Below are 12,738 nucleotides of genomic sequence, written 5' to 3'. Positions count from 1 at the left end.
AGGTCACGCGTTGTAGGAAAGAGATTGTGAGGAGAAATGCGTGCCTAAATCCCTTGTCGCCCTTCCGATGGTCGCCATCGCCCTGACCCTGGCGGCCTGCAGCAGCCAGTCGGGCAGCGGAAACCGGGCCGACACGGCGTCGGCGCAGCGGCAAGCGCAGTGGAACGAGGACGCAATCCATGATCTCAAGCAGGCCATTGACAGTCGCGCCGCGCATGGCCTCGACCATCTATCCTTCGGCGTTGAAGGAGAGCCAACAACAAGCGCCGGTCAGGACGCGCTTACCCAAAGTGCTTTGCGCTATGCCAGGGCATTGGCTGGCGGCGCGAGCGATCCAAAAAAGCTCTATGAGGTCTACACCCTCGGCACCTTCAGGCCGGATCTCCAACGCGGGCTGAAAGACGCGCTGGCATCGGGCAAGCTGCGCGGCTGGCTCGATGGCCTTGCGCCGCAGGAGGAAGACTATCGCAATCTTTCCAGGGCCTATCTGGCGCTTGGGAAGGAGCGAAGCGGTGCCGCAAAACCCATCCCCGACGCAGGAAAGCCGATCGATCCTGGAACATCCGACAGTCGCATGCCCGCGATCGAACGGCAGCTGGTGGCGTCGGGCTATCTGGATCGGGCTGGCAATGCCGGCATTCGCTACGCCGAGCCGCTAGTGCGCGCCGTCAAGCATATGCAGGTCGATTATGGCATCAAGCCCGACGGCGTGATCGGCGAAAAGGCCCTTGAAATCCTCAACCTGTCGGATGCCGATCGGGCGCGGGAAATCGCCGTTGCCATGGAGAGGATGCGGTGGCTCGACCGGGCGCCGCCCGGAACGCGGATCGACGTCAACCTCGCCGCCGCGCGCCTCACTTATTGGCGCGACGGGAAGATTGCCGATACGCGCAAGGCGGTGGTGGGCGAACCTGACACCGAAACGCCCCAGCTGGGATCGCCCATCTATCGGCTGGTCGCCAATCCGACCTGGACGGTTCCTCGGTCGATCCAGAACAAGGAGATCGCAGGCAAGGGCGCTGGCTACATGAAGCGCAACAACATGGTTTGGAAGGATGGCTGGATCGTCCAGCAGCCAGGTCCGAAAAACTCGCTGGGGCTGGTCAAGTTCGACATGAAGAACGACCATGAAATTTATCTTCACGATACGCCGGCCAAGCAGTTGTTCTCAGAGGTTCAGCGCCAGCGCAGCCATGGCTGCATCCGGGTCGAGGATGCGGTGGGTTTTGCCGAGAAGATCGCCCGGGACGAAGGCATTCTGGATCAATGGAACAAGGTGCGCGCGACGGGCAAGGAAGGCTTTGTCGAACTGCCGCGGGAAATCCCGGTTCGCCTGCTTTATTCAACAATATTGTTCGACAATAAAGGGGCGCCGGTGATCCGGGCAGACCCTTATGGTTGGAATGAGCGAGTGGCAAAGGCGCTTGGCTTTGGCCAGCGTAAGGGTTCCCGCCTTCGGGCCGGCGGCGATGATGTCGGGCCCTGATGAGCGCGTGATGAGCTGGCGGGGACATCGCTACGAGTGCGGAAGAGCCTATGTAGGCCGTCAGAATTCAGGATCAAAAAAATCCCCACTATGTAAAGTGGGGACATATTTTAGAAAATATTATCTCCGTTTCATTACGAATATCGCAAAAGATATCGATCTGAAATTCGTAGCATGGATCTGGATCTATTTTTCGCCATTATCCTTGACGCCGACGGTCGGAACTTCGATTTGTTCCTTCTTGGTGCCGACCACGACTTCCTTGGAATCTACATCAACCTTCGGGAGTTCGCCGCCCTTGACGCTGACTTCCGGCATATCCCCTCCCTTTACGTCCGCAGACCAGAAGCCGGTCGCGAACAGGATGCCCGCGATCACTAGGGCGGCTATCACAAGAATTGCGATGGTGCGTCCCGGCCCCTTCTTTTCGATCACCACATGATCATTATACCTGTTGTCAACCATCCCGTCCTCCTAAATGTTGGTAGCATTGGGAACGAGGTCGGACAGAATCTGTTCCGATTGAGAAATATTCTTAATTGGAAACATGAAAACTTGCGACCCGTATTGGCAGACACACTCACTCGGTATGGAGTGGACTTGAGCCCACATGACGCTAGTGGTCTCAGCGCTAATCAAATTTCTCGTTTTACCGACCGAATTTTCCAGCCCAGTGGATTGCGTTCGTAAGGATGCGGCGATAATTTGGATCGTCGTAGCTTTCCGGCAAATGTCCGAGCGCCGAGTAGACGACACGCCCCTTGGTGGCTGGATTGGTCCAAATCACCGGATGCGATCCCATCGTCAGCTTGGCGCCGGGGTGGTAGCTCGCCTCGTCGATCCGGGCGAGTATCGCCATGCCCTGCATTTTCGGGTTCGCATCGAAGGAATACCATTCATCGACGGGCGCCCAAGGCATGGTCACGCCAGCCATGACGGGATGCCGTGGTTGGTCGACGATGACTTGCGCGGATTGAAACTGATCCTCGCCTCCGGGATGCCCGATGAATTTGGTGCCGATGATCGTTCCGGTATACCAGGGCGCCTTGTGGCTATTGTCTCCTGCGGCGTGCAGCGCCACCACGCCACCGCCGCGCGCGACGAAGCGCGCAAAGGCTGATCGCTGCGCCTCGGTCAGGAAATCACCGCTCGCACTGTTGAGAATGATGACGGAAAAATGCCGCAGTTGTTCGTCGTTGAAGATTGCCGCATTTTCGGTGGTGTAGCTGGCATGTCCGAGATTGGCGGCAATATCAGCCAGGACCATGTTGGAATGAGGTATATGCTCAATATGCCGCCAGCCATTGGTCTTGGACAGGATGAGCACCGCATGCTTCAGGTTTTTCGGAAGAGTCGGGGCGGCAGTGTCATAGGTGGGCCCAGGCAGATGAGGGTTGGGCGCCGCCTGTGCCATGGTCAATAGCGCGATGGTCGCGAACATTCTGTACATCGTCTCTCCTTTGGCGCGCTGGCCCAGGACGCTGCTTGTCGGGTCAGATGACCCCAGCCTGCATCTGCTTGACCGCGTGATCGGCGGCTCGGGCGGTCATCGCCATGAAAGTCAGCGATGGATTGACGCAGGACACAGAGGCCATTTGTGCCCCATCGGTGATGAACAAATTGGCGGCATCATGCGCCTGATTCCATTTGTTCAGGACCGACGTGGCGGGATCATGCCCCATTCGGGCGCCGCCCATTTCATGGATCGCCTCACCTGGCACATGCTTGCCGCGACCGCCGGTCACGTTCGTAAGCCCTGCCTTGCGCAGCATCAGCATGCCCTGTTCCAGCGCATCGTCCATCATCCTGATTTCATTGTCGCGGAAGCGGACGTCGAAGCGCAACAGCGGCGTGCCGAAGCGATCGGTCTTGCTGTGGTTCAGCATGACGCGATTGTCTTCATAGGGCAGGCATTCCCCAAAGGCGCCCATGGTAAAGCGCCACGGCCCATATTCGCGCATCCCGTGCTTCATGGACAGGCCAAAGCCTTCAGGCGCGGACGCCTGACGGCCAGCGCCACCCTGGAAGCCGTAGCCGCGTTTGAAGGGCAGATCCTCCGCTTCCAGATTGCGGAAGCGCGGCACATAGACGCCGCCGGGCCGTCGACCATATTCGACAAATTCGCTCATGCCCGGAATGTCGCCCGACACGCCGACGCGGAAGATATGATCCATCACCGCGCTGCCGAGCGCACCGTTGGAATGGAAATAGCTGCGTTCGCTGCCTGCCGGGCGGGAGTTGAGCAGGATGTGGAGCGAACTCATCGCTGATGCGCACAGAAAGACCATGCGGGCCTGAACGACCTCCACCTGGCCAGTGTTGGCGTCGACCATTCGGACACCGGTTACGCGCTTTTGGATCGGGTCATATTCCAGGTTCGTGACCCAATTGTCCGCACGCAGCGTCAGCCTACCCGTAGCGCGGGCGGCCGGCAGTGTGACGGCCTGCGTCGAGAAATAGGCGCCGAAACTGCAACCCCGGTCGCATTGTGCCCGCTTCTGACAGCGGGTGCGATTCTGCTCGGGCTTGTCTTGCGTGATGTTGCTGAGGCGCGCGTTGATCAGCTTGCGTCCGGGAAATTCGCTTTCCAGCCGTTCTTTCAGCCATTTTTCGGCGACGTTCATCGGAAAGGGCGGCATGAATTCACTGTCGGGCAGATAAGGCAGATTTTCCCGAGCGCCCGAAACGCCGATATAATTTTCGACATAGCTGTACCAGGGCGCGACATCGTCATAGCGGATGGGCCAGTCAGTCCCCACACCCTCCTTCTTGTTGGCCTCGAAATCGGCCTGGCTCCAGCGGAAGCTCCAGCGGCCCCAGGTCAGCGACTTGCCACCGACCACTGACGGGCGAACCCAGTTGAACTTGTTGGGCGCGTCATAGTCGTAGGGGTTGAGCCGGTCGTTGATGAAGAAGGGCTGGGTGGCGGGCGAGACCCAGCCGTTGAGCGCGAAATAATCGCTCTTGGCAAGGGCAGCCGGCATCCTGCCACGCGCGGGAATGTCATAGGCCGACTTGCCGTCGAAGGGATAATCTTCCCCATGTTCGACCATGCGACCGCGATCAACCATAAGGACGCGCAGCCCCTTTTCCGTAAGCTCCTTTGCGGCCCAGCCGCCGCTGACGCCCGAACCAATGACGATAGCGTCGAAACGATCTGTTGCTGCCATGATTTTGTCCTTCCGATGAGCGTGTCGGAAATGAATGGATCCAGGATCGAAGGCGATTGCCCGCCCTATGAGGAGAAGATCCGCTTGACCTTCGCATAGGGATAGGCCCCGTCATATTCGCCGGGGATGGGCAGATATTCGCGTTCCTGCGTGATGCCGATTTCGGACGTGTAATAGCCGGTGATGACAAGCTGGCGGAACGCCTCGAAAAAGGGAGTTCCTCCTGACAGTTCGCCGTTCATCGCAAGGGTCAGCAATGCGTCCTGCTGCGCGGCCGAGGCTTTTACGGCCGGTTTTTTATAATCGGCCATGCTGCGGGCATCGATGGCGGCCAGGCCGTCGAAGATCGTTGCCCGTTCATCGGTGATCGCCCAGTCGCCCAGCATATGTTCGATATATTCGGGCACGCCTGCAGCAATGGCGCCGGGCGTATCGGATGTCGGCAGGATGCGTTCGCTCAGCGCCGTGACCAGCGCTCTTTGTGCGGGCGTGAATATGATCTCAGGCGCGCCGGTATTGATGACCGGGTTCGGCTGGTAGGCGATGGCCCGTGCAAGCGGGGCGAAGATGTTCGCGCCCAGCACGCCGACGATGGACGCGAGCGCCGCTCTGCGGTCCATTAAATCCTACCATCACGAAGATCGTCGGCCGGGCATGATATCTCAAGATGAGATATCGATACTGAAACCGCAGAGGTGAAAAGCGGTAGCGCTATCATTTTAGCGCAATTCATAGACGCACAAGAGTGTCTCTTGGTCATTTTCCTCGCCCATTTATATTTTTAGTCGCGCAAAATATGCACGAAAGGACATAGTAGTCAATGGGGTCAGCCGCGATGACATATGGTGTGGTTAGCGCTATCAATGTTGTCGCGGCTCGCCGGAAGATTTTCAGGGTAAGCGGTATGTGATCGATGCGGGCCTGTACTCAGCCGCCGAAGCTCTAGGTTGATGCTAGATGACTGTTTCGAGGGAACAGGTGCAGGCGTCGGAAGGTTGGCGGTTCTTTGGAGGGCTGCATGAGATATAGTGACCGTATGACGTTGTTCGCGCGCCTCGGTTTCGCTGCACGCGGTCTCGTGTACATCATCATTGGATGGCTTGCGCTCGACGTCGCATTGCACGGTGGCGAAACAACCGACAATCAGGGTGCTTTAGGCACTTTGGCTGACGCGCCGCTTGGTCATGTCCTATTGTCGTTTTGTGCGGTTGGATTTGCTGGATATGCGGTCTGGCGGCTTACAGAGGCAGTCATCGACCCTGAGCGCCGCGGTCGAACCGTGAAAGGACAGTTTGAAAGACTTGGCTATGGCTTAAGTGGTGTGTCTCATATCATGCTGGCGACCGCCGCAGGCAAAATGGCTCTTGCGCAAGCGAGCAGAGAGCATGGAAGTCCTGGAGATGAAAGCGCGCAAGGTTGGTCGGCATGGCTTCTGGAGCAACCGGGAGGTGTGTTCATGCTTATTCTGCTCGGCGTCCTCCTGCTCATCGTCGCGATTGCCCAAGCGCTCAAGGCGTATAAGGCGCGGTTTGACGATCTCAGCGGCGACGTGCCGGCTCCCGACTATGTTCGGTGGATAGGACGTATTGGATATGCAGCCCGTGCGCTGGTTTTCTCCCTCATCGGCTGGTTCATTATATCTGCGGCGTTGAACCATGACCCCGATCGCGCCGGGGGGCTTGGGGAGGCGCTGCGGCAGCTACGGGCGCAGGATGAAGGGACGCTTATTTTAAGCGTGGTCGCTTGCGGGCTGGGGCTGTTTGGGTTGTTCAGTCTGATCGAGGCGCGATATCGAAGAATGAAGGTAGTAACGCCCCAATTTCTGCGGTGACGCCGCTCTGGTTTGCTATTGCCCTACTGATATTCGCTATGTGCTATGCGATTTGGCAGACTTGCCGTCGCCGCGCGGGATGGTCTGCCGTGTCAGTGGATGCTCTGCCTGCGATGCCCGCTTTGGCGTTGATCGCCTTGGGCCTTGGCCTGCTCTCGTTCATCGTACGACTGGTCATGCGGGTCGGTACGGAATTCCTATGGCTTCAGCTTGGCTATTTCAGCTGCTACGCTTTCTTTTACATTGCAGGTTGTGCAGCGGCACGGAGCGGGCTTCTTGAGCGTATCACATTGCGGGATGCTGCGGGCTGGCTGATTGTTTCGATTCTCGCAATCTCCACGTTGCCGCTCATGCTATCGATACGTGGGCGGTTGGGGGGATTTGAGGGAGGATGGAACATCAATGCATTCTATTACGCAATTTGGGATCCAGCGGTCGCGTTCGGGGTGATCCTGGGTTTGCTGGCTGCTGCGCAGCGATGGGGGAGGAATTCCACGCAAATTGTGTCGAGGCTCGGATCGACGGCTTTTGGCGCACTCATCCTGCATCCGCCCGTCCTGGTTGCGCTAAGCGTTCTGGCCATGCCGTGGGCAGCGGCGCCAGTGCTGAAATTCATTGTCATCAGCTGCGCAGCGTGCGTTGCCTCGTTCGCGTTATCAGCAGCTATAAAAAGTTTGCCAGGTGTCAGAAAAATTATCTGACCGATAATTAATATTGATATGCAAATATATCTCTTATTTATGCCAAGCCAGGTGATCAAATTAAAGTAATCACGCTCCGTAATATCGTAAATTTGTTGAAAACGTGCGATTATAATTGCTATTTACATTTGTGCAACGTGAATAGCTTTAATTGCCATTATTTATTTTGTTCCATATCAGTGGAAGGTTTTTTTGAATAACTGATATGAGATTTCGTGCCGGTAAGATTTTGGAGAAGGTGCTACATGCCGCACAGCGCATGCCATCGTTCATAATGCAGGTAGACGAGCAGTCTGAGCATCATCCAATTATCAGCGACATGGCGCCAGCTTGCCCTGAAGCAAGCCGGCGCGAGACGAACGGTATGCAGCCTAGATTTGCGCCAGCCCGCCATCAGTGAATAGCTCGCTTCCGGTCATGAAGCTGCTGTCAGATGAGGCCAGGAAGGCGGCGGCCGCCGCCACTTCGGATGGATCACCAACATGACCGATCGGGGTGGTTGCCCCCATTTCGATCATTGCCTCCCTGCCGACGACCTCGGCCGCCAGCTCGGTCAGCGTTGGCCCGGGCGATAGCACATTGACGCGGATTCCCGTGCCCCGCAGATCCTGCGCCCAACTGCGCGCAAGATTGCGCACGGCAGCCTTGGAGGCGCTGTAAATACTGAAGGCCGGTGTCCCCATCACACCCGTGGTTGACCCGGTCAGAATGATCGAGCCGCCTGTGTCCATGAGCTTCAGTCCCTTTTGCACTGTGAAGATCGTGCCCTTCACGTTGACGTCGAAGGTTTCGGCATAATGGTCGGCAGTAATGTCCGTCAGCGGCACCAGCGCGCCGGTTCCTGCATTGGCAAAGAGAATGTCTAACGATCCGCGTTCTGCCTTCACCGTCTCGAACAAGCGATCGAGATCGGCAGGATCGGCAACCGAACCCGCCACTGCGCGGGCATTTGCCCCTAGTTCGCTTAAGGCAGCATCGAGTTTTTCCTGTCGACGCCCGAAAATGTAGACGAACGCGCCCTCCGCAATGAAACGCCTGGCCGAAGCCAGACCAATGCCCGTACCGCCACCTGTTATGATGGCGATCTTGCCTTGCAGTCTATTCATGGATGCCTCCAAATCTAAGGTTGCACGTAGCTGGAGGCGCATATACCTATCGGCAAGTATGCACCTTTTGGTAAGTATCGAAAATGTCTGAAGAGCCCAAATCCCTGGCTGTCTCTCCAATGCTCGGAGGGGGCTGTTCGGCCGGAACCGTCGCTCCCAATTTCACTTGCGGCCTCGACGCAACGCTCAAAGTCATTGCCGGCAAATGGAAGCCATTGATCCTCTATTTCCTGCTCCAGGGCCCCAATCGCTACGGCGCGCTCAAACGCGCGATCCGCGACGTGAGCGACAAGGTGCTGATCCAGCAGTTGAAGGAACTGGAGGCAGATGGGATCCTGCTGCGCACCGATTACAAGGAAGTGCCGCCGCGCGTGGACTATACGCTGACGCCCCTCGGCCAAAGCCTCGCTCAGGCGCTCGAGCCTTTATGCAGCTGGGGCACCGAGAATATGGTGGAAATGCAGAGGATCTTCGCCGAACGCGAAGGTTGGCAGCGTAGATAGACCCGATGCGTTTTGGCCCTCTGGGCGCTGGCCATGCGCCGAGCAAAGAGTCGATATGGCGAGAATTTTCATCACTGGCAGTTCGACCGGCCTTGGGCTGGCCGCTGCGCAGTCGTTGCTTGCCGGCGGACATGATGTCGTTCTCCACGCCCGCAATGCCGAACGGGCTGCGGCTCTGGCAGCGCAAATGCCGCAAGCTTTGGCAATAGTGACCGGCGATCTCAGCCTGCTGTCGGAAACACGAGATTTGGCCGATGCGGTGAATGCAATCGGTCGCATGGACGCAGTGATCCACAATGCCGCACTATATGGCGCGAGTGGCAGCGGTCGGACGGCGGAAGGCCACAGTGTTATGACCGCGGTCAATCTGCTGGCGCCTTATGTCCTGACCGCCTGCATCGAACGGCCCGAGCGCCTTGTCTACATGAGCAGCGGGCTTCACCGGGGCGGCAATGCCGGTCTGGATGATCTCGACTGGACCCGGCGTCGCTGGCACCCGGAACAGGCCTACGCCGATAGCAAGCTTCAAATCGTCGCGTTTGCTATGGCGATGACACGGCGATGGCCTGACGTGCTGAGTAACGCCGTCGATCCAGGCTGGGTGCGCACACGCATGGGCGGCGCGTCCGCGCCGGTCGACATCGCGACCGGACAGGCGACGCAGAGCTGGCTCGCCGCAAGCAACGATAAGGCAGCGCAGACCAGCGGCGGCTATTGGCATGCCATGCGACGCGAAGAGCCGGCAGTTCCCGCAGCCAGCGCCGATCATGGAGATTGCCTGCTCACGGCGCTGCAAGCGCTCACTGGCGTGTCGATCGGGCAAAATGGGTGATGCTCGGGCGAAGGATTTTTCAGTCCAATGCTCTGGCACTTCTACGCAAGCCGTTGGTCGGCTTGCACGAATAACCGCATTGCGCTGCGTCAAGCGACATGCGCCTTAGGCGAATGGCTGGGCTGGAGCTTCAGCTGCCCATCCAAACGAGAATCTACCATTTTCAAATGCGCGACCCATGCTTTCCTTGCCCCGCCTCTTGAACGACAAAACCGTTCGATCCATCTGTCGCCCGCAATTCTAGGATGCGAGCCAGAGAGACGATGACAATGGACACCGTTACCGCCCCTGAAACACGGGCCTTCGAGGCAGATGTTTCCAAGCTCCTGCACATGATGGTCCACTCGGTCTATTCCGACCGTGAGGTTTTCCTGCGCGAACTGATATCCAATGCCGCGGACGCTTGCGAAAAGCTGCGCTATGAGGCGATTTCCAGCCCGATACTGCTTGGGGATGATCCTCAATTGCGCATCACGCTTAGGCTGGACAAGGAAGCCGGCACTCTCGTGATCGAGGATAATGGCATCGGCATGACTGCTGCGGATATGGGTGAAACACTAGGCACTATTGCTCGGTCGGGCACCAAGGCCTTCATGGACAAGCTTGCTGCGGACAAGAATGGCGAAGGGCAGCAACTGATCGGCCAGTTTGGCGTCGGCTTTTATTCTGCATTCATGGTGGCGGGTAAGGTCGAGGTTATTTCTCGCCGGGCGGGAGAGCCTGATGCAGCCATCTGGTCCTCCGATGGGTTGGGCACTTACACGATTGCGCCGGCCGAACCTGGCGCCGCGCCTGCACGCGGAACGCGCGTCACGTTGCACCTGCTCGACGATGCCAAAGTTTACACCGAGCGCTTCACCGTGGAGCGGGTTGTCAAGGCGCAATCAGGCCATGTCCCCATTCCGATCTTTCTTAAGGAAGCCGGCAGCGAAGATGAGCCAAAGCAGGTCGCCGATGGCCTGGCGCTGTGGACCAAGGCGAAGTCCGACATCAGCGAGGAAGATTATGCTGACTTCTATCGAAGTGTCGCAGGTCAGTTCGACAAGCCGGCGCTGACGCTGCATTATCGTGCTGAAGGGCGTCATGAATATTCGGTTCTGACCTTCATCCCCGAAACCAAGCCGTTCGATCTATTCGACGCGGACCGCAAGGGCCGCATCAAGCTCTATGTGCGCCGCGTATTCATCACGGACGAAGCGGAAATATTACCGCGATACCTACGTTTCGTTCGCGGTTTGGTCGATTCCGCCGATCTGCCTCTCAACATGTCGCGCGAGATGATCCAAGACAGCCCGGTTCTGTCTGCCATCCAAAAGGGTGTGGGCAACCGCATACTTTCCGACCTGGAGAAACTTTCAGTAAGTGAACCTGAGCGATATGCCGCGATCTGGGAAAATTTCGGACCGGTCTTAAAGGAAGGCCTTTACGAAGATTTTGATCGCCGCGAAACATTGTTGGGTCTGGCTCGGTTCAAGAGTACGACTTCCGACGGCGCATGGCGTTCGCTTGAGGACTATGTCAGTGCCCTGAAAGAAAATCAGACAGCGATTTACTATGCGACCGGCCATGATCTGGATCGGATCGCGCAGTCCCCGCAGCTCGAGGGTTTCAGGGCGCGCGGCATCGAGGTTCTGCTCCTCCCCGATCAGGTCGATAGTTTCTGGACGACGATGGGCGTCGATTATGAGGGCAAGCCCTTCAAGTCCGTCACGCAGGGGGCTGCTGACCTGAGTCTTATCCCCTTGGCCGACGGGAACGCCACCGCTGCCGCGCCCAGCGATGAAGCCAATAGTTTTATCGCTTTTGCAAAGGAGGCTCTGGCAGATCAGGTGTCAGATGTGCGCATTTCGGACCGATTGACGAGCAGCGCCGTCTGCATTGTCGCCGCAGACAATGCCATGGACCTTCAACTGGAAAAGATGTTGGCTTCGGCCGGCCGTGCGCCGGAGCGAGCTAAGCCCATTCTGGAGGTCAACGCCGGTCATGCGCTCATCACGAAGCTGGGACAGGCCAATAGCGATGAAGAAGGACGAAGGGATCTGGCTTTCCTTCTGCTTGATGAGGCCCGAATTGCTGAAGGCGAAGCACCGACTGATCCGCGCGCGTTTGCCGAGCGGCTGGAGCGTTTGATGGCGAAGGCCTTGGGGTGATGTTGATGGGGAGCCTGAGGGCTCCCCTTCTTCAAGTTAAGGAGGCCGCGCAGATTCCGCTCAAGCCTGACGCTCAAAACCAGAGTCCGGATCGTTGGAGTGCGGGCCTTGCGTTTTTCAGGCCGTTTGCGGCCTATTCAATCCGTTCGCTGGCCGACCATCGGATGGCCGCTCCATGGGGTGGGGGGGCATTCTGCCTCTGTTGAGCGGCCGACGAGGCAAATTTTGAATCATCGCGCTAATGAGCCAGCAACCGCTCCTTTACCTCCCTCGCCATCCTGTCGGAATGAAGCGGTACCATCATTGGCACGCCAAACATCGTAGGCAAAAGGGAAGTCCCCTTTCGATCGCTATCATTGGTGTGGCGATCGTGATTGGTTCTTTCGGTGGAGTGGGCAGCTCTCCGCTGCCTTCCTCCTCATCGAGCCCCCCTATTGCTGAAGAGGATTCTCGGCGACCGCAGGGCTCGGTAGCTTCTCAGTCGTACATAAGTGCTGCCGATGTGGGTGATCAGCAGTCATCGTCGCCTGCCGGCAGGACCGACCCGGAAAGGCGGTTTACCGCTTCAACTGATAGCCGATCTTCCTGGTCCTGTCGCAGATGCACCCAAGCAAGAGCGGATGGGGCTGCACCTGTTTATGCTGGTCAGCCAGGGTATGGCCCTCATCTGGATAGGGACGGTGATGGCATAGGCTGCGAGCCTTATCGGGGGCGTTAGCCAGCTTGCCAGAAGTTACAAAAAGAGAACCACAACAATCCATCTCATATTGATGATATCTTTCAAAAATTCATCGGTACTAGGGTGACATTCAGAATAGATGATCATAGATAGAGCATTCCGATAAATCTAAACGGGACTGATCTGCCCCCACCGAGTGGACCGATTGGTTTGTTAGTGCATTAAGCTCATCGCCGCCATATCCGGACGGAGGTGGAGCGAAGCGGAACCGGAGGCCGGA

General features: G+C 57.7%; 12 protein-coding genes. 7 read left to right on the top strand and 5 right to left on the bottom strand.

Going from position 1 to position 12,738, the window contains the following annotated elements; translation table 11 throughout:
- Positions 1-40 precede the first annotated feature (40 nt).
- Positions 41-1,486 carry a L,D-transpeptidase family protein gene (locus A0U87_RS15735; protein WP_164488863.1) on the top strand — a complete coding sequence of 482 codons (1,446 nt, stop codon included), beginning with the start codon at positions 41-43 and terminating at the stop codon, positions 1,484-1,486.
- A gap of 186 nt (positions 1,487-1,672) precedes the next feature.
- Here A0U87_RS15735 and A0U87_RS15730 read toward each other — a convergent pair whose 3' ends face one another.
- The 4 genes from A0U87_RS15730 to A0U87_RS15715 form a co-directional block, all read right to left on the bottom strand.
- Positions 1,673-1,951: a hypothetical protein gene (locus A0U87_RS15730; protein WP_048939478.1), complete on the bottom strand. Its 279-nt coding sequence runs from the start codon at positions 1,949-1,951 to the stop codon at positions 1,673-1,675.
- A 184-nt stretch (positions 1,952-2,135) separates the two neighbouring features.
- Entirely contained in the window at positions 2,136-2,936 is an 801-nt protein-coding gene (locus A0U87_RS15725; RefSeq protein ID WP_048939477.1) for a ThuA domain-containing protein, read from the bottom strand.
- Between the two features lie 43 nt (positions 2,937-2,979).
- Complete coding sequence (locus A0U87_RS15720; protein ID WP_048939476.1) at positions 2,980-4,656, bottom strand: GMC family oxidoreductase; 1,677 nt, start codon at positions 4,654-4,656, stop codon at positions 2,980-2,982.
- A 65-nt stretch (positions 4,657-4,721) separates the two neighbouring features.
- The gene (locus A0U87_RS15715) at positions 4,722-5,276 is read right to left on the bottom strand and encodes a gluconate 2-dehydrogenase subunit 3 family protein (RefSeq protein ID WP_048939475.1); all 555 of its coding nucleotides are present in this window, start codon (positions 5,274-5,276) and stop codon (positions 4,722-4,724) included.
- A 398-nt stretch (positions 5,277-5,674) separates the two neighbouring features.
- Here A0U87_RS15715 and A0U87_RS15710 point away from each other — a divergent pair, with 398 nt between their 5' ends.
- On the top strand, positions 5,675-6,487 hold the full coding sequence (locus A0U87_RS15710) for a DUF1206 domain-containing protein (protein WP_072895696.1): 813 nt from the start codon (positions 5,675-5,677) through the stop codon (positions 6,485-6,487).
- Between the two features lie 38 nt (positions 6,488-6,525).
- Complete coding sequence (locus tag A0U87_RS15705) at positions 6,526-7,188, top strand: acyltransferase family protein (RefSeq protein WP_234415601.1); 663 nt, start codon at positions 6,526-6,528, stop codon at positions 7,186-7,188.
- Between the two features lie 371 nt (positions 7,189-7,559).
- On the opposite strand, the gene A0U87_RS15700 is transcribed toward A0U87_RS15705, so the two are convergent.
- Complete coding sequence (locus A0U87_RS15700) at positions 7,560-8,294, bottom strand: SDR family oxidoreductase (RefSeq protein ID WP_137405679.1); 735 nt, start codon at positions 8,292-8,294, stop codon at positions 7,560-7,562.
- A gap of 83 nt (positions 8,295-8,377) precedes the next feature.
- On the opposite strand from A0U87_RS15700, the gene A0U87_RS15695 reads away from it, so the two are divergent.
- The 4 genes from A0U87_RS15695 (at position 8,378) to A0U87_RS26460 (ending at position 12,497) form a co-directional block, all read left to right on the top strand.
- Entirely contained in the window at positions 8,378-8,797 is a 420-nt protein-coding gene (locus A0U87_RS15695) for a helix-turn-helix domain-containing protein (protein ID WP_346427721.1), read from the top strand.
- Positions 8,798-8,852: 55 nt separating this feature from the next.
- Complete coding sequence (locus A0U87_RS15690) at positions 8,853-9,629, top strand: SDR family NAD(P)-dependent oxidoreductase (RefSeq protein ID WP_048939471.1); 777 nt, start codon at positions 8,853-8,855, stop codon at positions 9,627-9,629.
- Between the two features lie 263 nt (positions 9,630-9,892).
- Entirely contained in the window at positions 9,893-11,779 is a 1,887-nt protein-coding gene (gene htpG, locus A0U87_RS15685; protein ID WP_048939470.1) for a molecular chaperone HtpG, read from the top strand.
- Between the two features lie 241 nt (positions 11,780-12,020).
- Complete coding sequence (locus tag A0U87_RS26460) at positions 12,021-12,497, top strand: excalibur calcium-binding domain-containing protein (protein WP_337442134.1); 477 nt, start codon at positions 12,021-12,023, stop codon at positions 12,495-12,497.
- The last annotated feature ends 241 nt before the right edge of the window (positions 12,498-12,738 follow it).

Origin of the sequence: Sphingobium sp. MP9-4 (assembly GCF_005281675.1) — a bacterium.
GTDB lineage: Bacteria > Pseudomonadota > Alphaproteobacteria > Sphingomonadales > Sphingomonadaceae > Sphingobium > Sphingobium yanoikuyae.
The sequence above is the reverse complement of the archived record's forward strand: the minus strand, read 5'-3'. Positions and strand labels throughout refer to the sequence as shown.